The following is a 21,739-nucleotide window of genomic DNA, read 5'->3' as shown; positions in this document are numbered from 1 at the left end:
GATTCATGCCATCAGATTTATGCGTGAACATTAATTAGAAATAATGGAGTGATAATAGCACCATTTGTAAGCGCTTCCATAAAAATTAACCAAAAATTTTACATCGTATTCACAGCGCAATGTTGTGCTAGGCTTATTAACATCACTTAGGCGCGGTATTCCCGCGCTATTCCCCCTCTTTTAAGGTGTTCCTCCGTTTAAACAGGGTTTACACCTTCGTTTCCTCCTTCCAGACTTTTAAAAATTGCGCTACGAGGGTGTTTACAAAGTCGTTAACACCCACATCAGTAACATGACGGCAATTGTGAAAATAGAGTAAAAAACCAAACCTAGAAAGTTAATGTTTGCGCCGACTCCGTCGCAAGCCAATAGTGTCGAGGGCTGAGGAAAATAACAACAGAAATATAATTTACCCAAATGTTAATTTTTTGCGAAGAGTATTGATTTTTGGAGCCCAGTATATTAATTTAATGTAAGCGCTTTCAAAAAAGCTTTTTATTTTTCACTATTTGTAAGCGCTTACAGACCCCTTGGTTGTAGCCATCGCGGCAACTTTTATAACTTAATTTTTGGAACAGGGCTGAGAATAATGACTAATAAAGCAACTCAACTTTCGCGGATTGCTGCCGCGATATCGGTCACGACCCTAATCGGCTGCGGTGGTGGAGCCACCACATCAACTGATATTGACAGCGTCGATGTGACTGCCCCCGTCAGTGATTGGCAACTGGTATGGAGCGACGAGTTTGATGAGCCAGGTATCGATGACAATAAATGGACTCATGAAGTTAACTGCGATGGTGGTGGCAACAATGAAGCTCAGTGCTACACAGACAGTGACGCCAATGCCTACATCGAAGAGGGAGTGCTTAATCTGGTTGCATTGCCCGCTGAAGAAGGTGCGCAAAAGCCTTATACCTCAGCCCGTTTAGTTACCCAATACAAAGCTGATTTTAAATATGGCCGTTTTGAAATACGTGCCAAATTACCTTCTGGTCAAGGTAGTTGGCCAGCGTTTTGGATGATGCCTACTGACAGTGTATATGGCGGTTGGCCACGTTCTGGCGAAATCGACATTATGGAAGCGGTGAACTTGAAAGCTGCGGATGCCGACGGTAATCCCGAAGCTCATATTTATGGCACCTTGCATTATGGCCAAGAATGGCCGAACAATGATAGTTCAGGGCAAGCGTACTCATTACCTAGCGGCGAAAACCCAGCTGATGATTTCCATACCTATGCGGTTGAATGGCAAGAAGGTGAGATTCGTTGGTATATGGACGGTTACCTGTACGCTACTCAACGCCGTTCAGAAGTACGTTATAACAGTAAGGGCGAAGCCACAGGCTTGGCTCATCGCGGTTGGTACGCAGAATATTACGATCAAACAACCGGTGAACTCACTACGCACTGGGATAACGCACCCTTCGATCAAGAATTCTTTATGATTCTAAACTTAGCGGTTGGCGGTAATTGGCCAGAAGCAGTAAATGAAACCGGTATTGATGCTGAAGCCTTCGCCAACGGTCAAAGCTTCGAAATTGATTACGTACGTGTTTATGAATGTGGTTCAGACCCGGTAACAGGAGCAGGGTGTGAAACCGTGCGCGCGGGGTACGATTCGACAGAAGATGCGCTTGTTGAAGGCGCCGCTCCAATTCCTTCACCACCTTCAACAGGCATTGCGCAAAACCTTACTATTTTCGATGGCACGACTAATCCTAACTGGCCTGCATGGGACTGCTGTGGCGGTTCGACACCAGCTATCGTTGAGGACACTGAAGAAGGTGATGTATACGAATTTAGTATTGGTGCCACCCCCACTGTAATGGGTTTTATTAGTCGTGAACTGTTTATCACAGATCCAGAAGGTCAAGCATCCCCGTTTGATGCCTCGCCAATGGAAGAAAACGGCAGTGTTAAGTTTGACTTAAAGATGGTTTCTTCACCCGCAGACGCATCCGCAGCATGGCTATTTAAAATAGAAAGTGGCGAAGGCACGACAGCGGTAGAACTGCCGTTGATGGATGGCTATGTAGGGCCTAATGCAGAAGCGGGCGCAACACCCGAACAAGGCGTGTGGGAATCGTTTGAATTTCCTTTAAGCGCATTAGCTGAAGCTGGACTAGATACCAGCGCTATCGACGTCATTATGGTATTTCCAACATGGGGCGCCGGTGAAAGGGCTGTGTATCGCATGGCAAACGTTGAGATTTCCCAGGAATCAGCCTATCCAGAATTGGTCATTTTCGAAGATGAAATGAACCCAGATTGGCCAATGTGGGACTGCTGTGGCGGATCTACCCCTACCGAAGAAATTGATAATGAAGAGCACGGTGTTACTGCTGAATTCCGTATCGGTGCTGAACCTACCGTAATGGGCTTTATTACACGTCCTGCAGCAGGTGGTGGCGACACGCCGTTTGACGCATCAGCCCTTGTTGAGGGCGGACTACTACAGTTTGATATGCGCGTAGTAAGTATGCCAGCCGATACCAGTGGCGATTGGCTATTTAAAGTAGAATCTGATGACACTGCGACCGCTGTGGAATTACCGTTAAGCGAAAGCGTTGAAGGCCAAACTCCGGTTGAGGGAGAGTGGCAAACTTATACCTTCTCTATCTCAGACCTACAGGCTAAAGGCTTAGACGTTAGTGCAATTGATGTGATCATGGTATTTCCCACATGGGGAACCGGTGAAGGCGCGGTTTACCGTATGGACAATGTAAAATTTTACCACCCCGATGGTGAAGCAAGTAGTGCCAGCGGCATTACCCTATTTGCTGACACTGCTGCAGACCAATGGTCTATTTGGGATTGCTGTGGCGGTTCAACGCCCACCGTGGAAATTGATGATACCGACCATGGTTCGGTTGCCGAGTTCCGTATTGGCGCTACCCCAACGGTAATGGGCTTCCTAGCAGATGATAACGTCTACTTTGATGCATCAGGATTACTGTCTAATGGTGTAGTACGCTTTGACCTAAAAGTAAGTTCGGCACCTAACGACACGTCAGCGCCGTGGTTATTTAAAATTGAATCGGGTGACACAGCTTCTGCAGTGGAACTGGGTTTAGCTGACAGCGTTGAAGGCATCGACCCTGTTGTTGGCGAGTGGCAAACCTATACCTTCCCGCTACAAACCCTTTACGACGCCGGTTTAGATATAAGCGCTATTGACGTGATTATGGTGTTCCCAACGTGGGGTGCAGGCGAAGGCGCGGTATACCGCATGGATAACGTTGAAATTGCAGCGCAATAACAAAGCAACTGCCGCCTGTTATGTATTGGCGCCAGTGTGATATTGATAAAGATTAGTAGGGCAATTATGAAAAATTCAACTTTTAAAAAGACCCAGCTCGCCACGTCAATGGCTTTGTTGATGGGCTCCTCATTAGCACTTCCAGCTTACGCTCAGGAATCTGAGACACCCGCTGAAGGTGAAGTGGAAGTAATTCAGGTAAGCGGTATTCGCGGTAGCCTTATGCGCTCTATGGATGTAAAGCGCAGTTCAAGCGGTGTGGTAGACGCTATATCGGCTGAAGAGCTTGGTAAGTTTCCTGATACCAACCTCGCTGAAGCACTACAACGTATTACCGGTGTTACCATTAGTCGTTCAAACGGTGAAGGTAGCCAAATTACTGTTCGAGGTTTCGGTCCAGAGTTTAACTTGGTTACGCTAAATGGACGGCAGATGCCAGGCACTGGTTTTACCCGTTCGTTTAACTTAGAAAATCTGTCTTCTGAAGGGGTTAACACTCTAGAATTGCACAAAACGGCGCGGGCAGAAAATCCTAGCGGTGGTTTAGGTGCAACAGTAAACATTATTACCATGAAACCGTTGGCACGTCCGGGGCAACAAGCATCATTTTCAGCGAAAGGGATCTACGACACTTCCAACGTTGAGGGCGATGACATAACCCCCGAGTTCGCGGGCGTTTACAGCAACACCTTTGCCGATGACAGATTTGGTTTTGGCGTATCATTTTCACACCAAGAACGTGACTTTCAGCAACAAGCTGCCACTATTCAAGGTTGGGTTTTGCAGGAAAATGGCGAACTTCCAGAGTTAGATACGGCCAATGTGGTAGACAACCGTACCAACATTACCGATGCCGCGTTCTTTCCGAAAGATATGAACTACAGCATTAACGACGTACAACGTGAACGTACCAATGGCCAAGTTACGCTTCAATTTCGTCCCGTTGACGAATTTACCGCTACAGTAGATTACACCGCCACCCGCGCAACCACAGGTACCAATACTGTAGGCTGGGGTATTTGGAATAACTTCGGCGCCAACATTAATGCCTATGAATTAGACGAAAATGGTACCGCCGTTTACGCTGATATTAGCGGCGACGATGGTTCATTTACCGCCAGCAGAAACACCACCCGTGTTGACGCTCGCTCTATCGGTGTAAACCTTGATTGGATTGTGAATGACGACTGGCACTTTAAGCTAGATTATCACGACTCTTACAACGAAATAGACAACGGTTATGACGAAGGGCTTGGTAGTTCAGGCCAAGTAATTTTAGGCTCGAATCAGCTCGAATCTAAGGTTTACGATTTCCGTGAAGGCGAAATCCCACAGGTATACGTTAACTGGAATAACGGCACCAACGAGATCCTTCCTAGTGAAATCGATTCTAACTTCAGCCAATTTATATACTCGCCGGGCCGTTCTGATATAGAACAGCTTCAGCTTGATGGAACTTGGTACAACTCTGCATTTGATATCCCACTGGTTAAAATTGACTTTGGTGTGGCGCGCACAGAGCAGGCTCTTACAGGCTTTGAGGCGTGGAGTGGACTACGTGGCGGCCCAGGTTTTAGCCCTTCGTTCACCGAGATATTTCCAGATAGCATGTTTGTCCGCAACACCACCGACGACTTCCTAGATGCCTTCGATGGGGGCGGTGCGGGCATGAACCCAGGATATTACTATACCTTTGATTTTGATGAAGCTATTGCTCGCCAGTTAGCATTTATCACAGGTGACGTAGTAGGCGAAAATAACGCCTATTCTATCGACCCCTACTTCAGTGGTTCGCCGTCTGTAAGTAATGTTGAAGAAATTACCGACTCAATCTATGTTCAAACTGAATGGGAATTTGAACTTAGCGACTTCTACATACAAATTAATGCAGGGGTACGCTACGAAGAGACCGAAGTACCAAGTGCTGCTGAAGTACGCGTACCTACACAAGTGAACTGGGTGGCACCATCAGAATGGATCACTGATTATGAAAGTGATTTGCAGTTGCTCGACTTCACTGGTGAGTACAGCATTGCGCTGCCTATGTTTGATGTAAAAGTTGATCTAACCGACGATGTAGTCGCTCGCTTCTCTTGGGGTAAATCGATAACTCGCGCGCCTATTGGCCTACTTCAAGGTGGTTTATCATTTAGTGGTAGTCCAAAGATTGGCGCACGTACGGCATCTGCGGGTAACACAAGCTTACTGCCCTACTTATCCGATAACTTAGACCTTTCATTCGAGTGGTATTACGACGAAGCAAGTTATGCCTCATTAGGTTTATTTAGAAAGTCGGTTAAAAACTATATCGCGTATTCTTCAGTGCAAGAAACCTATGAAGGAATACACGATATTTACCAAGGGCCACGTTGGAATGAAGCGGTATCGGCACTTGAAGCAGACGGCGTTCAGGCTACCGACAGCGCTATTTATGACTACTTTGTAAATAACGGCTATGCGGATGAAAATGGCGTAATATCTCCTACCTCTGAAGATCCACTTATCGAATGGCGAGTAAACCAACCACGCAATGTTGAAGACAAACGCACGGTAGAAGGCCTGGAAGTAGCTATTCAACACACATTCGGCGATACCGGGTTCGGTATAGGTGCAAACGCTACTTTGGTAGACGGGGATGTAAACTATGACCCGTATGATTTGTCATCTGAACAAAACCCAATCGTGGGGATCAGTGACTCTGCCAACTTCCAAGTGTTTTATGAGAAAAATGGCCTATCGGTAAAAGTTACCTATGCATGGCGCGACCAATACCTCGTAGGTATGGGCCAAGCGCAGGGATCTGAAGATAACCCAGCAACTCAATTCGATACTTACGGACAGGTTGATGCGAGCATTAACTACGACGTTAATCAGCACCTAACTGTATTCTTAGAAGGGGTGAATATTAACGATGAAACCGAACGTGGTTTCGGACGCTTTGAAGAGCAATTCTTGTTTGCTCGTCAATATGGCCCTCGTTACACACTAGGCGCGCGTTATACCTTCTAAATAATAACGCCGACAATTGGTATCATAAAAACCACCGCCTAAATTTAGCCGGTGGTTTTTTTCGCTCTTCTCAATAGAAGCCTAACATTGCCTGTGACACAACTGCGGCAACTGTTGCCGGTCTGATTTTTGGTTTTTAATTTTCTATCGCTGGGCTTAACACTTCACGCGCCTGTTTAGTTTGAATTACAAGCTGTTCGCGAACGTGTTTGGCCGACTGGCACACCTGCTCAAAAGGAACAAACCACACATTGTCTCCATAGGTATAATGGGCGCCTTCGGGGAACACGCTGCACATGGTGGGCGCAACAACGTCTACATTCAGCCTATGTTTTAATATGAGGGACATAGCATCTAAATGATCTTCATTCATATGGGCGATCATGCCATCAACATTACTGTGCCATTCCTGTTTTTGTTGGTGCCAATAGGCTTTATCTACCCAATGGATTTTACCAAACCCGCCTATGTAGCGTACCCGCTCTGTTTTAATCACATAAAAGTTAAAGTCATGGGTTTGCTTATACCCTTTTGCCTGCGGGAAAAGACGAAGGTACTGGGCTTCAATGTGTGACTCATTGACACACATTGCATTCCCCATAATAGTGACTCGCCCATTCGCTTGGGAGTCGTCTTCTTCGTTGTCGAAAATCGTTAAGCTTACTTTATCGTTCGCCTTAATATTGCGTGTATGCAGCGCAATATCACTAATATAAATAACCGCATCGCCTTCAGGAGTTAAATAGTAGGGCACCACAGAGCCAAAAGGATAGCCCGGCATGGAAGTAGAATGCGTACCAAGAACACCACTATGCTGTGCTCTGGCTAAATGTTTTGCAGCAAGTGCTATATCTTGCATGCTCATAATATTTTCCTCTTAATTTTAATTAGCTTAATGGGTAACAAAAACACCGTGTTCCGGGTGTTTTAATAGGTGTAGATCGGTTTGATAGCATTGTTTTAAGACCCCATGAGTCAGTACCTGATTAGGCGCTCCGTCAGCAATGACGCCTTGGTTAGCTAACACCAGCATTCGTGTACAGTAGGGGGTTATAAGGTTTATATCGTGGCTAATACATATAATGCTAAGGCCCCCTTGGCTTAATTTGGCCAACAATGCCATCACAAGTTTTTGGTGGCGCAAATCTAGCGCTGAGGTGGGTTCATCGAGTAGAAGCAACTTGCCAGATAGGTCGTCCTCAAGCGATGAGGGAATAAGTTGCAGTAGTGCCTTTGCCAAATAAACCCGTTGCCGCTCTCCCCCAGAGAGAGTTTGTATATTGCGGTGCAACAAATGGCGTAAATCTAGCGCCTCAGACACACCGGCTATACAAGCGTGCCTAAGATGGCTTGGCTCGATAACCGCGTGGCGAGCTAGGGTTAAAATTTCGTCCACAAAAAAGCCAAAAGGGGAGCTTTGATGCTGACACATCACTGCTCTTATCGTTGCTAATTGCTGTACCTTGTAATGTTTTAACGGCACATTTTGTATACATATTTCTCCATGTACAAGGGCACTTTGCGCAGTATCAGCCGCGCATAAAATACTAAGCAGAGTAGATTTACCACAGCCATTTTCGCCTGCTATAGCGATAAACTCTCCTGCTTTTACCGTAAAATTGATGTTGGCAAGTAATAGCCTCTCGCCGCGTTTCACTTTAGCATTTTCTACCTGCAATACATTTGTTGATTGCCTATCAAGATTGCTATTGGCCACCGCTAAACACTCCTTTTTGCTGCCACAAAAGGTACAGGAAAAAAGGTGCACCGATTGCCGAAGTTACTATGCCAATAGGTATTTCCATAGGCGAAAATAGACTACGGGAAAGGGTATCTGCCGCGCTTAGTAAAAGTGCGCCTACAAGGGCACTGGCAGGAAGTAATATGCGATGGTTTACGCCAAATATTGTGCGGCAGATATGTGGCACCACCAACCCCACAAACCCAATGATGCCGCAAAGCGCAGTGGCCAGCGCTACGCAAAACGTAACGAGCCACAACATACGTTTTTTATAGCGTTTCACGTCCAGCCCCATATACGCCGCTTCCCCTTCCCCAAGGGCTAATAGGTTAAGTGCGTTTCGCATGCTAAACAGTCCCGCGAAGGCGAGCGCACAGGTAATGGCAACTATGAGGGCTTTATTCCAGTTAGCCCCCGCTAAACTACCCATTGTCCAATAGGAAATTTGACGTAACGCATCGTCGCTGGCTACATAGCTTACCGCGCCTATAATCGTACCGGTGAATGCGTTAATAGCCACACCAGCTAGTATAAGGGCGGCCACCGATACACCGTGGGCGCTGTTGGAAAATTTCAGCACCAATAAAACCGCAGCTAACGCTCCCAAAAAGGCCCAGATACCTACCCAAATAGACGCCATGGCTGGAGGGATAAAGGAAAATGCGCTGGCAGGCATTACGGCCATACTTACCGCCGCTGCCGCCGCGGCCCCGCCGGATATGCCAATGAGACCCGGGTCGGCGAGCGGGTTTCGCACCAACCCCTGCATAGTACAACCCGCCGTAGCGAGTAACGCACCAATCAGTGAGGTCATAATAACCCGGGGTAAGCGAAGCTGGGCAAACACATACCATTGTGTTGCATTGCTTAACTCTGTATTTGCAGTTATTTGCTGTGTAACACCGAATGCCTGATTATAAAGACCTTCGATGTGCGCAAAGATAAGCTGCCATGCGTTTATCTCTATACTGCCATTAGTAACAGAAAGGTACATACTAATAGCTAGCGCTACGCTAAACAGCCATAGCCCTCGCCGATTGTTTTGCTGCCTAGTTGCGACATATTGAGATAGTCGTGTACACGCCTGTGTCATCTAATCAGTCCTATTAATTAGCGACATTGCAGACTTCTTCATCGGCGTAGGATGTTTCAACGCTAAGGCATGTAATGCGTGTTCGGCGATAACCGACAGCCCGTCAGGAAAACGCGGAGATAGCCCTAGCGCTACGTTACTGTCCATGACCTTGATTAAGCAATGCTTACCCGCAAAGGTTGCGGCAATGGCGGGATGTTCACATAAATCAGTGAGGGCGTTTTTGCCACGTAGCATATGTCCTGCTACGAAAATAACATCAGGGTTATGACGTACCACTGCTTCGTTATTAATCAGCTTATACCCTTCTAATTCCTGAGCTCCATTTTGAATATCTACCATATCGAACATCGCCTGAGGTACGGTATTGTGCCCGGCCACAGTTAACCCTCGGTCGTTGTTAGACACCACAAATAAGGCTTTAACGGGTTTAGCATCAGCGGGAAAATAGCCGTCTTTGCGTTTTTTAAAGCTTGCTGCTTGATGCGCGACGTTTTCGGCAATACTAGTGCTAAGGCGTTTTGCCTTGTCTGGCACCTTAAGAACCTTGCCTACTTGTTCAATGAGTTGCTGCAAGCCTAGAAGGTTCTTAGGCACATCATAGATAACCACCTTTACACCGGCCTCTGACACCTGCTCAATCATGTCGCCTGGGCCCGTGGCGCTCGCCCCGAGTAGCAAGGTGGGCTGTTGTGCTAATACCCCTTCGGTACTTAACTGGCGAAAATAGCCTAGCTTGGTGACCTGTTGTGCGCTTGTGGGGAACATGCTGGTGCTGTCGGTTGCTACCACTTGGTTACCCTTTTCTAGGGCGTACACTATTTCCGTTAAGCTTCCGCCCGCGGTGATAATACGTTGTGTATTTTGCTGTTCATGGGCTTGGGCATCCCCAAGATTGCCCAAGCCCATAAGCAAAATAGAGATACCAATATGGGCGACCCATTTTGCATTCGTCATGGTCTTACTCCGCGGTTAACGCATCACTACGGAAGCTGTAATTACCCGAGGTACCGGCCTCATCGTAGTAGCTGGTAATTTGCATTTTAAACACAGTGTCACCCGCTTTAATAAGATACACGCCAAACTGAGAGTAGAGTAAGTGCGAACTACTATCATAGTAGTACCAGTTGTTTTCACTAATCGCATAGGCACTCACTGTTTCACTGCTAAAGCCATAGAAAGCTGCAGCCGCATCGTCTACGCCAGCATAGGTCTGCGCATCTGTTCTAAGCACTGAGGCATCATCGGCGAGATTTATGGCAAATTCACCCGCCCCATCGCTACACGGAATACTAATATCCCAGTCATCGCTAGCAGTAACCGTTTGTTGAAGGTCAAAGTCGATGTAAGCGGCCTCAGTACAGCCCACTAAATTTGCGCTAACGGCTACTGCTTCAGCAAATTCAGTTTGACCGTCTAATACACTTTGGTGCATGACGTTTAGGGTCAATTCGCCCATTCCGTAGCCTTCAGTTACTATGTCGGTGACGTGAAATTTGGTGTAGTTGTCATCGGAAGAAACGATGTAATAAACGTCATCCGCGGCACTTACCACGTGGGTAGTCGTGTCATAGTTATAAAAGGTAGTGCCAATAACCTGGGTTTCGCTATCGCTAACAAACTCAGCGTCATCGGGAATATCACTCGCCGTAACTGTCAGGTAGTCGTCAAGTTCGCTGTCAGCCGTCGCATTAAGAAAGCTATCGGCAATTGCATTACCTTCATCGTCAAAAAAATCTGCGTTATTACCGGTAAAATAAAGGCTAACAGGGGCCTCTTGATGGGTATTTAAAAATACATTGGTGCGCTGAAAGCCAATATCCCATTGGGTGTTAACCGCGGCTTCTTCTTCGGTGAGTGTAATTTGGCTTTGGGTATCTAAATCAAAATAAACCGCCACGGGCTCTGCAGTACTGCCTGTACTAAAAGGCCCATAAATGGTGCCTTCATCGTTAGGTTCGTCAGTACTGCCCTGTGTTTCATCGCCAGTATCTTCTGTGCCATCATCCACGCCAACGCCTGTATCTACGTTCACAGGCGTATCATCACTGGAACCGCCACAGGCGGCTAACCCTAAACTAAGGGCGATAAGAAAAGCTAATTGTGTGTGTTTCATTTTAATTTCCTCTTTTTATTTGTTCATTTTTAAAGTGTTGTGGCAAAACTAAATGGTATTTATGGTTAAAACGCGTACCGTACCGAGACATAAACACGCCGGGAAGAAATGGGCCGGGCATCAAATACACCTGCACTTACTGCATCTGGTGAGCGATGCTCATTGGAGATATTTTCTGCGCCTATGCGCATTGATATAGCACTATTGTATTGGTGCTGAAGCACCGCGTTCACGGTGGTATAAGCATCGTGCGAGGTCTGGGTATAACCCGCTGTGGGAGAAACATCGTTTTCATGTACCGCATAAACCTGAATACTGGTCTCAGACCGAGAAAACTGATAGGTCAACGCGGTTTTAATTAAGTGTGTAGGGCGTTCTGGTAATCGGTTACTCTCTTTGTCTTCAGTGTGAAGGTAACTGTAGTTTGTTTGCCACGTCCAATTATCGTTTTGCACAGCAACACTGAGATCTGCGCCATAGAGTTGGGCCTCATCTAAATTGTTGTATATCGATATATCTAGCCCGGCGTTTTTAGAAGCATCCTCATCTCTTAGCGCAATAATGAAGTCTGTTGCATCGGTATAGTGGAACTCTATGTCTGTTTTTAGGCTCCATTGCGTGTCGGGTATAGACCAATTAAAGCTTGCCCCTACATTGCTACTTAATGCTGTTTCTGGCTGCAACTGTGCATTGCCGAGCACCATGTAACCTAAATTACTGTGGTCAAAAACATAATAACGTTCTTTTAGATTAGGGACCCGGTAGCTGCTGCCTACGCCGCCGCGCAGATGAATTGAAAGCGTGTTGTATTTAAATTTACGGTTAGCGCTTAATTTGGCTGCAGTATGCCAGTTGAAATCTGAGTCGTTTTGTATCCGCACACCCGCAAGTAACTGCGTATTCTTGAATTGTCCTTGGGCTTGCAGATAGGCTTCAACACTTTGTCTACTAACATCATCTACTTCAATAACGCCGGTTTCTACATTTTGTTGATCTAAATTGTCTGCATGTAGCACCAAACCACTTACCCAGTTTACTGGCATGGTAAGAACGTTGCTTTGAAACTGATACTGCGCGTCTATTTCACCCAGCTGTATATCGGTTTCTCTTAACCCGTTTGTATTGCCGCTCGTTTCATCATGCGCGAGATAGCGGCTATTTACATGCCAAAGGCCGGCTTGCTTTACAGAAAAATCGTGTTGCCACTGTTCGACATCTGATTGATAGCTAATAATGCTACTTTGGCCCGGTATGGCTGATTGTGGACGGTCTTTCTTCTCATCAAAAAATTGCATTTGATACGCGAAATCTGTGCTATCGAATTGTGTAGAAAGGGCCATTTTGACAAACGTTTTGTCCACTGCGCCGCCATCGTGGGCAACACTCGTCTCATCATAATCAAAGCCGGGGTTTGTGATATGTTGTGCGCTTACTGCTGCCTGCCAGCCGCGCATTTTTCCTGCCGCATTTATCCGTGTGGTATGGGTTAATGTATCGCCACTAACGCCATCGTCAGTGTAATGCCCTACCTCGTAATCCAATGTCGCTGTGTTCTTTACTGGTTTTGCCGTAATAATATTGATAACCCCGCCCATGGCCGAACTACCGTACAAAACGGACGCAGCGCCACGTACGATTTCGATTTGGCGGATATTCGCCACGCTAATTTGGTCCAAATCTACCGAGGAGCCGGTAGGCGCAATAATGGGCTGGCCATTAATGAGTACCAGTACGTGATCACCGTTAAAACCATGGAGCTGAACGTTGTAACCGTCTTTTTGGCTACGCCGTACAACAACGCCTGGCATAACTTCTAGTACCTGCCTTAAGGTGCCCTTACTTAAACGCGCAATAGCATCTTTATCAATAACATCAACCTTAATCGGGGAGTTTGAGAGTAGCGTAGGCGAACGCGTTCCTGTCACCACCCTATATTCAATATCGCGGTTATCATCGGCAGGAATATCTATAGGCATAGCCCTCGTGGTGGAAGAAACACTATTTGCCAAAAGGCCACAGACAAAAGAGAGTGGAACAATAGAAACACGCATAATAATTATGTAATGCAAATGATAATAATTTGCATTTGATCTTATTTAGTTTCTAAAAAATTGCAAGAGAGAATTTTAAAATACGGTTAAATCTATTAATTTAATAATAAAAACAACAACATAAAACAAAACGGTATTTTAAAATTTTGTAGTTATGCGTATATGCGAGGTAAAGACAGTACAGAAACTAACGCAGACGTTTAGAGTAGATATAGAAAAAGTAATGGTTGGTAATAGGTATAACGTGTACAAAAAAACCGCTAAGTGGAGTATCCAACTTAGCGGTTTTTAACGATAAACACGGGATATATCTAGTTTACTGACAGCTAAGCACAGCTTGTTCAGCACGTTCAGGGGTAAATTGAATATCCGCTACACTAAGGCTCGCTTTACCTGCCGTACCTAATTCAAAAGGTACTACTAGGCCAGTAAAATCAATACCTTTTTTAACGAAGCACTGCAAATCAATACTCATAGATGACCAGCTATCTTTTGGCAGCGCATTTAGTTGCTCACTAATATCAATCTGCGTAGAACAACTTCCTGGAGCATCTCCCTCGCCCTCACAGTTCATACCAATAGTGAGTGGCGCGGTAATCTCGCTATGACGGTTAACAGCAAAGGTTAACGCTGAATTCATCACCAGTTGGGCACTTAGATCTTCTCTAAAGAAACTCTTACTGGCAAAGCGCATGGCGGCATACTGGCTGCCATCAAAGGTTAACTTGCGTGCATCTTCTTGCACAACTTTATCTACGGTACGGTAGGTCAGTGCACCTACCCTATGAATACTTGCATTAACCGACAGAGATTCATCAGCAGAGTTTAGCCATAGTACCCAAGGGGCTTGTACGGCGCCATTCAGGATTTCCATAGGCTGACTGGCGCTCGCATCAATTTTCACTTCAGTATTTAAGTTATTGTCTAGCTCGCTTTCATCGCTTAATGATAAACCATACCCATATGGAAGCAGTGGTGCGTAGTCTTCATCACCGACATTTACAATTTGCTCGGGGGTAGCGGGCCATGAGAATGGTAGCTTCCCTTTAAAGTCGTGCTCACCAAATAATACATCTGCTACCGCAGCACCTTCGGAGCCTGGTAGCCAAGCTGCGACAAACGCATCTGACGCATTTAACTCTGCGTTCACCCACATAGGTCGGCCGCTAATAAAGACAGAAACCACCGGGATCCCCTGCCCTTTAAGCTTGCTAAGTAACGCTAAATCGCGTTTCGTGCCGTTTTGATAGATTAAGGTTTCTCTATCGCCATGCCCTTCAGCGTAAGGCTCTTCACCGAATACCACAACCGCTACATCTGGCTTAGTTTCAAAGCTTCCATCTACAGATAGTATCGCTTCCCCGCCGGCATTTTCTACCTGAGATTGAATACCATCAAATATTGATGAGCCGCCTGGGAAATCATCGTTGGTGTTGTTAGTACCTTGCCAAGTAATACTCCAGCCACCCGACTGTTTGCCGATATTATCCGCGCCGTCGCCTGCAACCAAAATTCGTTGTGCGCCTTTAAGAGGAAGCACATGATCATTATTCTTTAGCAATACCAAAGATTCACGAACAGCCTGACGAGCAACCTCGCGATGCGCTTCAGCGCCAATAAGCGATTTATCACCCGATAAAGGACGGTTCGCCGGGCTTGGCTTTTCAAACAAGCCAGCACGCACTTTTACGCGTAAAATACGACGTACCGCATCATCAATACGCGACATTGCAATAGTGCCATCTTTTACTTGCGCAATGGTATTTTCAAATAAGGCTTTCCAATCGTTGGGCACCATGAAAATGTCTAACCCTGCATTGATGGCTTGAGCACAGTCTTGGTTATTGCAACCTTTAACTTGGCCATGACCGTTCCAATCACCCACCACAAAGCCGTCAAACCCCATACGATCTTTCAATACGTCGGTAAGAAGATATTTGTGTCCATGCAACTTTTCACCGTTCCAGCTGTTGAATGAAGCCATTACTGACTGGGCGCCTGCGCTCAGCCCGCCTACATAGCCCTGGGCGTGAATATCAAACAATTCTTGTTCACTAGCGATATTATTACCTTGGTCGTCTCCGCCTACGGTTCCACCATCACCCACAAAGTGTTTAACTGTGCTGATGACACGTTGATCGCTTAAAAAGTCTTTATCAGCTGCCCCTTGTAACCCTCTCACTACCGAGGCCGCGTACTCACGTACGATGGCGGGATCTTCTGAGTAGCTCTCATATGTACGCCCCCAACGATCATCACGCACTACCGCCACTGTCGGTGCAAATACCCAATCTATCCCTGTCGCCATCACTTCTTTGGCTGTAATGTGGGCAATTTTTTCCATCAGTTCAGGGTTATTTGCGGCACCTAAGCCAATATTATGAGGGAATAATGTAGCTCCAATAACATTGTTGTGACCGTGAACCGCATCGGTTCCCCACATAGTAGGAATGCTAGAGCCATCTAAACTATCATCCACAGAGGCTTGATAGAGCTTTTCTGCCAGCGCCACCCAATCATCCGGCGTCGCATGTTTGTTATTGTCGGGGAAAGCGCCGCCGCCATTAAGGTACGACCCAAAGCCATACTTACGCATATCTTCAACAGATATGTTTCGAATTTCTGGCTGAATCATCTGGGCGACTTTTTGCTCTAATGTCATGTCGGCCATAAGTGCAGTAACCTTTTGCTCCACCGCTGGATCAGGCTGTACCTCTATTGCCAATTCAGGCCATATGTCGCTGGCTTTGCTGACCGCTTCAGTGGCAGTATCTTCGGTAGCGGTAGTACAACCACCGAGAATGACTGCTGAAATAAATGAAGCAAGAATTTTTGTTCTCATCATTCTTCCTTAGTTTGGTTTAATAGGGTTTACACGGCAGCCGACCAAGCCATAGTACGCAATATACACATAGCAGGCGGCGGGTAATAAAAATGAAAGGGTAACGCCAACGTTGTCGGCAAGCACACCTTGAAGTAGCGGTATAATTGCACCACCGACAATGGCCAAGCATAAAATGCCTGAGCCTTGCGGTGTGTGTTTACCTAACTTATGTAGCGCAAGACTAAAAATAGTGGGGAACATAATAGAGTTGAACAATCCCACACCTAGCATCGACCATAGCGCCACAGCGCCTTCGCTATTTATGGAAATAAGTATTAGCGCAATAGCCATAAAGGCGTTAAATGCCAAAACTTTACCGCCAGAAATTTTCTGCATGACAAGGGCGCCGATAAATCGGCCCACCATGGCGCCGCCCCAAAAATAGGCCAGTAGCTTAGAGGCTTTGCCCTCTGACAAGCCTGCCACCGAGGGGTTAGCCAGATAGTTCACTATCATGCTACCAATAGCCACTTCAGCGCCTACATACATAAAAATACCGAGCGCCCCCAATACCAGATGACGATGCTGCCAAGCACCTCCGGAAAACACTTTTGTATTAGCATTAGTTTGATGAAGCTTAGGTAACTTTAAATATAAGAACACTAAGGCAAGTAGTAATAAGGTAAGAGCCAAAATAAGATAAGGCACCTGAACATCAGATGCCGAGGCAGTAGCACTATTGTGTTCGCCGCTTACGCCAAATATTAGGTAGGAACCAAAAAATGGCGCCACGGTAGTCCCTAGCGAATTAAACGCCTGTGTCATGGTGAGTCGCGACGAAGCAGTATCTGGGTCTCCTAAGGCAGTAACATAGGGGTTCGCCGACACCTGTAAGATGGTAATACCACTGGCAAGTACAAATAGCGCAATGAGAAAAACCGCATAAATGCCATGGGCCGCCGCAGGATAAAACAATAAACAACCAATACACGCAATAGCTAAGCCCAGTACTATTCCCTTTTGATAGCCTATTTTCGACACTATCATGCCAGCGGGAAGAGATACGATGAAGTAAGCGCTAAAAAAGCAAAATTGAATGAGCATAGCTTGGGTATAGCTAAGGTTGAATGCCCCTTTCAAATAAGGAATAAGGATGTCGTTAAGACAGGTAATAAAGCCCCACATGAAAAATAATGTGGTTAACGATATTAGCGCAAAGCGGTAACCGCCAGCAGGTAAAGGCGAACTCGCCTGCGCAGAGTGGGATTGAACTGATGTGGCCACTTTATACCTCTAATATTGATTATGTCATTTTATAAAAGGCGAAAATGAAAACGCTTACAAGAGCAAAAAAACTTAACCTGTAAGCGCTTACATTTTTAAATAATAATTACATGAAGTGTTAACAAATTCAATGTAAAAAACATGTTATTTGTTAATATCAGTTTATCAGTATGAATTTATAGCAATAAAACCGTGTTAGAAAATGGACAGCGCAGTGTATACAAATGAATTATTGTATACAGAGGTGAGTAGCGTATAACGCCTAGTAAGCTAGCTTATCTTGGCTAACTTGCCGTATAAATATACTCAAAAATGCGCATGACAAAGAAGATTTAACTGCCATGTATACCTCTTACAACGCTAACGCGATAACGAAAAGGCCATTAACACTTTGTTCGCATCACAAGCAGTTTAGCTGTTTCAGAATGTAAACACGCCTTTCTTTTAAGGTGCTAGAACATATAAAAAGAAAGCATAAAATGAACACCGCTTTGGCACAGAGATAGGGCGTTTTACTGCCCGAACCTACTATCAGGCTCAAAAAAGCCCACCTGCATCTTTATTTTATATGCACATGTTCGTGATGATGCGGGTGTATATGTAAATTATCTGCATCGTCACGGCAGGGCTCCCCAGGAAGTTCAAATTCAATAGTGGTATGCGCCAACCCGAAGACAGCAAGCTTTTCTGCAACCGCTTGTTTCAACTGAATTAAGGTATCGTTATCTATACTGCAATTAATTACTACGTGAGCAGTGAGTACATGCTGTTCACCGTCTAACGACCAAAAATGCACATGATGTAACTCTTCAACATGGGGCAGTTCGAGTAGTGTTTCAGTAATGTCCTTTTGCTGGTTTTCATCCGGTACGCCCTGCAAAAATAACTTCATGGTTTGCAGTACATACCTAAGCACATTGGTCAAAATAAAAAGGGTAAATACAATAGACAGCACAGGGTCTAATATGGGCCAATCAACGAAATGAAGAACGATTGCAACAAGAAGAACGGCCACCCATCCCATGGCGTCTTCAATAAGGTGCCAGTTGAGTACTTTTTCATTCATGGAGTGGCCCCCATGTAGTTTATACGCGGCAAAACCGTTAACTAAAATACCCAACACCGCCATACCCATCATACCTTCAGTAACCGGCATTTCTGGCTGTAATAAGCGCGGGATAGCCTCAGATAAGATCCATACCGAGCCTATCACTAAAATAAGGCCATTAATCATTGCGCCCATCAAACTTAAGCGCTTAAACCCATAGGAGTATTTATTGGTTGCGGCTTTATGGCCCAATTTACTTAGATACCACGCCAATCCTATAGATAACGAGTCCCCAAGGTCGTGAACAGCATCGGCCATGATTGCCACGCTATTGGTTAGCCACCCACCTACGAATTCAAAAATGGTGAATATGAAATTCAACCAGAAAGCCCATGCGATACGTTTACTGTCGGCGCCCCCTTCAGGTTTATCTGGGGTATGGTAGTGGTGATGATGGTGATGCATAAAACCCCTCAAACTGTAGGTTAGATAACGAGCATAGCTTAACTAGGCTGCCCAATTGTAGATAAATAGTCTTATCACTCTAAGTAAATGCACTTGAGCATGTGTAGTTTAGCCGCGAGTTAACGTCCTTGCCTACTGTCCTGTCTCGGTAACTGTAAAACGTTTGTGCCCGTCGTATATTCGTTGGAAGGTAGGATTTAAAGAAATGCTATCAAGGGAGATTAGCTCATTAAATGAAAAGGTAGCGGGCACAACATGTGAAGCAACCACTATTGGTGTGGTAGCAGACACCCGTTTAAGTAGCGTACACACCCGTTGTTGAGATTCAGCATCCAGTCCTTCGAATGGTTCATCTACACACAGTAGCGAGGGCGATGACAAGATAGCGCGAGCCAACTCCAAGCGCTTACTTTCTCCACCTGATAAGTGCCGCCCTGCCTTGCCAACCCAGGTTTCCAGCGGTAACAGCGAGTCCAGTCCGAGTGCACGCAAGCATTCGTCCATTTTTTGCTCTGTAACACCCAAGCCCGCAGGGTCCAGATTTTGCTTAATCGTTGCCGACAAAACGGTAGGAGACTGCTCTACATACCGCCAGCCTTCTATTAACCCGTGAGGTAAGGGCACACCATCAACAATACGCCTTCCCGTACTTGGGATTAAACCTACTATGGCTTGTAACAAACTTGATTTACCGCTGCCAGACGCGCCCTGCAATAAGGTTATTCCTTGCCGTTGAACAACAGCAGAAACACTTGCACTGCGCCACTCTAGGGGCTTTAAATGTTCACATTGCAGTTGCTGATTAAACCCGACGTTATTTAAATTATCATAAGGCACTGTAGAGAGGGCATTAAGGGCATTTCGACTGTGCTGCCATTGGGAAACCCGCGTGACAGCGTGAAAGGCGCTCGACGCCCAATCTGGTGATGCAAGCAACACCATGGGCACCACTATGGCCAGCGGCGTATAAAACACACTCGGCGTTGCCAGTAGCCCCCCTATAAGTAAACAGTAGGCCACGCCTTGAAACAACCATGCCGCGCTATGGGCGCTTGCTTGCTGTGTTAAGTTATCTCGCCATACCTGCTTAGCACTAGGCACATTTTTTAACTGATATCGCGGTGACTGACCTGAGGTGATGCTATCGGTTTTTTTAAGATGCCAAATAGCACTGGTATTAAAAAACGCTGTGGTTTGCTCTCTAAAGTGAGTCGTGGACGCAGCATAATGGCCTGCACCTTTCAAACTTCTCACCCCTTGCCAACTCATGATGAATAGCCAACCAACAAAACCAACCCATAATATGGGCGCGCCGGGTAAGCCGAACGTAGATGCCCCAACACACACACTAACAAACAGAATAAGCACACTTGAAAGTGGTGCAATCCATGCAATCCACATAGATGCGACCTCTTCTGTATGATGCGCTAATGCTTCAGTAGAGTATGCATGGCTTCCACTATGCGCATTCGTTAACTGAGAAAACACCAATAAGCGCACACCACTTATCCGGTAAAGTAAGTCGTTGTGACCCACCCACATTGAGGCATAACCTGATGCGATGCGAAGTAAGGCGAGCGCGCGAATAACCACGGCAGGAATAACATAGTTAAATCCTAAAGGTGCAATAGCGCTAATCGCAATAAACCACGAAGAAATAACTAAAATACTTAAACCCGCAGCACCATGCAAAATAGCAAGAAGCAAGGTTAATATAGCTGGCTTTTCAGTACGATTACGGTGTGTCATTGCACATTCACTTGTTGATGTTTAACGTTCCAAAAATGCGTAAACCAATTTGCTGGTAATGCCTTGTGAGATGCCCACAGTACCGTTTTATCTTGCGTCACAGAGTGGATAAGCCGCGACAGTCTGTGATGTTGGCTATCAGATAAATGCGCAGTGGGTTCATCTAGCAACCAGATGTCGGCTTCTCGCAACAGGGCTCGGGCTAATGAAAGACGTTGTGCCTCGCCACCCGACAGTTCTGGACAATAAGAAAGTTGCGTATCTAAGCCGTCAGGAAGTGCTTCAAACCAAGATGTAAGCTCAACTTGGAATAGCACCTGCAAAAGTTTTTCATCATCGTATACGTCATCTAAACACAGGTTTTGGCGCACACTTGAGGGTAAAACAACCGGTTGCTGTGTTAACCAAACCACCTTGCCTTTTAAACAATGGGAGCTTTCCCTTTTTGCCGAGAGCGCTTCAAGCAACAAGGTTTTACCGCTTCCAGAAGCCCCACTGATAAGTATGTGATCGTGAGGAGAAATTACGAGTTTGTCGGCATGCAATACATCACCCGCACGAAACGCTTTTGCCTCAAAGCCTGAAAACGGTTGAGTGCTATCTGGGTTAAATGGCATGTCCGTTGATGAAAGCAGTGGCGCTAAATTTTCCTGGGCTGCCTCAGCTTTTGCTTTTTGATGGTAGATGGCCCCTAGCTTTTTCATTTCGCTCAGCAGCAAAGGGACGGTTAACAATATCCAAAGGCCATCTTTCAATTCGATAGAAGGCCCAATATTAAGCTCCCCTAGAAGCGAAAAACCAATAAATACCGCCACCAAGGCCACGGATAAGGTCGCAAAGAAATCTAACACGCTGTTAGACAAAAACGCCACCCCCACCACATTCATGGTGCGCTTGTTAAGCTCGTCACTGGCTGCCACCAATAAATCAGTTTGCTTTTTATTCGCGTTGTAGTTCGCCAGCATAGGGAGCGCATTTAGCCGGTCGGTAAACATGCCACCTAATCGTGCTAATGCCAAAAAGTGTTTCCGATGCAGTGCACCGGCGCCCTTGCCTACAATCACCATAAACAAAGGCACTACAGGTAAGGTGATAAG

General features: G+C 45.9%; 13 protein-coding genes. 2 read left to right on the top strand and 11 right to left on the bottom strand.

All coding sequences use genetic code 11. The features are described from left to right. Nucleotides 1-589: 589 nt before the first annotated feature. A complete protein-coding gene (locus GTH32_RS16060; protein ID WP_163087622.1) occupies nt 590-3,262 on the top strand; it encodes a glycoside hydrolase family 16 protein in 2,673 nt (890 codons plus the stop codon). Between the two features lie 66 nt (nt 3,263-3,328). Next, nucleotides 3,329-6,271 carry a TonB-dependent receptor gene (locus tag GTH32_RS16055; RefSeq protein WP_163087620.1) on the top strand — a complete coding sequence of 981 codons (2,943 nt, stop codon included), beginning with the start codon at nt 3,329-3,331 and terminating at the stop codon, nt 6,269-6,271. Nucleotides 6,272-6,407: 136 nt separating this feature from the next. Here GTH32_RS16055 and GTH32_RS16050 read toward each other — a convergent pair whose 3' ends face one another. From GTH32_RS16050 to GTH32_RS16000, 11 genes are all read right to left on the bottom strand, one after another. Beyond that, nucleotides 6,408-7,136, bottom strand: coding sequence for a HugZ family pyridoxamine 5'-phosphate oxidase (locus GTH32_RS16050; protein ID WP_163087618.1), 729 nt, complete (start codon nt 7,134-7,136; stop codon nt 6,408-6,410). A gap of 27 nt (nt 7,137-7,163) precedes the next feature. Continuing rightward, entirely contained in the window at nt 7,164-7,988 is an 825-nt protein-coding gene (locus GTH32_RS16045) for an ATP-binding cassette domain-containing protein (RefSeq protein WP_163087616.1), read from the bottom strand. Next, on the bottom strand, nt 7,978-9,105 hold the full coding sequence (locus tag GTH32_RS16040) for a FecCD family ABC transporter permease (RefSeq protein WP_246223295.1): 1,128 nt from the start codon (nt 9,103-9,105) through the stop codon (nt 7,978-7,980). Before GTH32_RS16040 ends, GTH32_RS16045 begins: the two co-directional genes overlap by 11 nt. Continuing rightward, nucleotides 9,106-10,062, bottom strand: coding sequence for a heme/hemin ABC transporter substrate-binding protein (locus GTH32_RS16035; protein ID WP_163087614.1), 957 nt, complete (start codon nt 10,060-10,062; stop codon nt 9,106-9,108). A 4-nt stretch (nt 10,063-10,066) separates the two neighbouring features. Further along, a complete protein-coding gene (locus GTH32_RS16030; RefSeq protein WP_163087612.1) occupies nt 10,067-11,221 on the bottom strand; it encodes an HmuY family protein in 1,155 nt (384 codons plus the stop codon). Between the two features lie 65 nt (nt 11,222-11,286). Further along, complete coding sequence (locus tag GTH32_RS16025; RefSeq protein ID WP_163087610.1) at nt 11,287-13,197, bottom strand: TonB-dependent receptor plug domain-containing protein; 1,911 nt, start codon at nt 13,195-13,197, stop codon at nt 11,287-11,289. 391 nt (nt 13,198-13,588) lie between these two features. Beyond that, nucleotides 13,589-16,114 carry a glycoside hydrolase family 3 protein gene (locus tag GTH32_RS16020; RefSeq protein WP_163087658.1) on the bottom strand — a complete coding sequence of 842 codons (2,526 nt, stop codon included), beginning with the start codon at nt 16,112-16,114 and terminating at the stop codon, nt 13,589-13,591. 9 nt (nt 16,115-16,123) lie between these two features. After that, nucleotides 16,124-17,380 (bottom strand): sugar MFS transporter, encoded by a 1,257-nt coding sequence (locus GTH32_RS16015; RefSeq protein ID WP_425482379.1) that lies wholly within the window; start codon nt 17,378-17,380, stop codon nt 16,124-16,126. Between the two features lie 559 nt (nt 17,381-17,939). Then, nucleotides 17,940-18,893 (bottom strand): cation diffusion facilitator family transporter, encoded by a 954-nt coding sequence (locus GTH32_RS16010; RefSeq protein ID WP_163087608.1) that lies wholly within the window; start codon nt 18,891-18,893, stop codon nt 17,940-17,942. A 132-nt stretch (nt 18,894-19,025) separates the two neighbouring features. After that, complete coding sequence (locus tag GTH32_RS16005; RefSeq protein ID WP_163087606.1) at nt 19,026-20,642, bottom strand: ATP-binding cassette domain-containing protein; 1,617 nt, start codon at nt 20,640-20,642, stop codon at nt 19,026-19,028. After that, a complete protein-coding gene (locus GTH32_RS16000) occupies nt 20,639-21,709 on the bottom strand; it encodes an ATP-binding cassette domain-containing protein (protein WP_246223297.1) in 1,071 nt (356 codons plus the stop codon). The genes GTH32_RS16005 and GTH32_RS16000 overlap by 4 nt, the downstream gene beginning before the upstream one ends. Nucleotides 21,710-21,739: the final 30 nt, after the last annotated feature.

It is taken from the genome of Alteromonas profundi (assembly GCF_010500865.1).
Classification (GTDB): domain Bacteria; phylum Pseudomonadota; class Gammaproteobacteria; order Enterobacterales; family Alteromonadaceae; genus Alteromonas; species Alteromonas profundi.
This window is presented reverse-complemented; position numbering and strand designations above follow the sequence as displayed.

Coding starts and splice junctions, on each gene's coding strand:
- GTH32_RS16060 (WP_163087622.1), top strand. CDS start 590: ATGACTAATAAAGCAACTCAACTTTCGCGGATTGCTGCCGCGATATCG.
- GTH32_RS16055 (WP_163087620.1), top strand. CDS start 3,329: ATGAAAAATTCAACTTTTAAAAAGACCCAGCTCGCCACGTCAATGGCT.
- GTH32_RS16050 (WP_163087618.1), bottom strand. CDS start 7,136: ATGAGCATGCAAGATATAGCACTTGCTGCAAAACATTTAGCCAGAGCA.
- GTH32_RS16040 (WP_246223295.1), bottom strand. CDS start 9,105: ATGACACAGGCGTGTACACGACTATCTCAATATGTCGCAACTAGGCAG.
- GTH32_RS16035 (WP_163087614.1), bottom strand. CDS start 10,062: ATGACGAATGCAAAATGGGTCGCCCATATTGGTATCTCTATTTTGCTT.
- GTH32_RS16030 (WP_163087612.1), bottom strand. CDS start 11,221: ATGAAACACACACAATTAGCTTTTCTTATCGCCCTTAGTTTAGGGTTA.
- GTH32_RS16025 (WP_163087610.1), bottom strand. CDS start 13,197: ATGCCTATAGATATTCCTGCCGATGATAACCGCGATATTGAATATAGG.
- GTH32_RS16020 (WP_163087658.1), bottom strand. CDS start 16,114: ATGAGAACAAAAATTCTTGCTTCATTTATTTCAGCAGTCATTCTCGGT.
- GTH32_RS16010 (WP_163087608.1), bottom strand. CDS start 18,893: ATGCATCACCATCATCACCACTACCATACCCCAGATAAACCTGAAGGG.
- GTH32_RS16005 (WP_163087606.1), bottom strand. CDS start 20,642: ATGACACACCGTAATCGTACTGAAAAGCCAGCTATATTAACCTTGCTT.
- GTH32_RS16000 (WP_246223297.1), bottom strand. CDS start 21,709: ATGGTGATTGTAGGCAAGGGCGCCGGTGCACTGCATCGGAAACACTTT.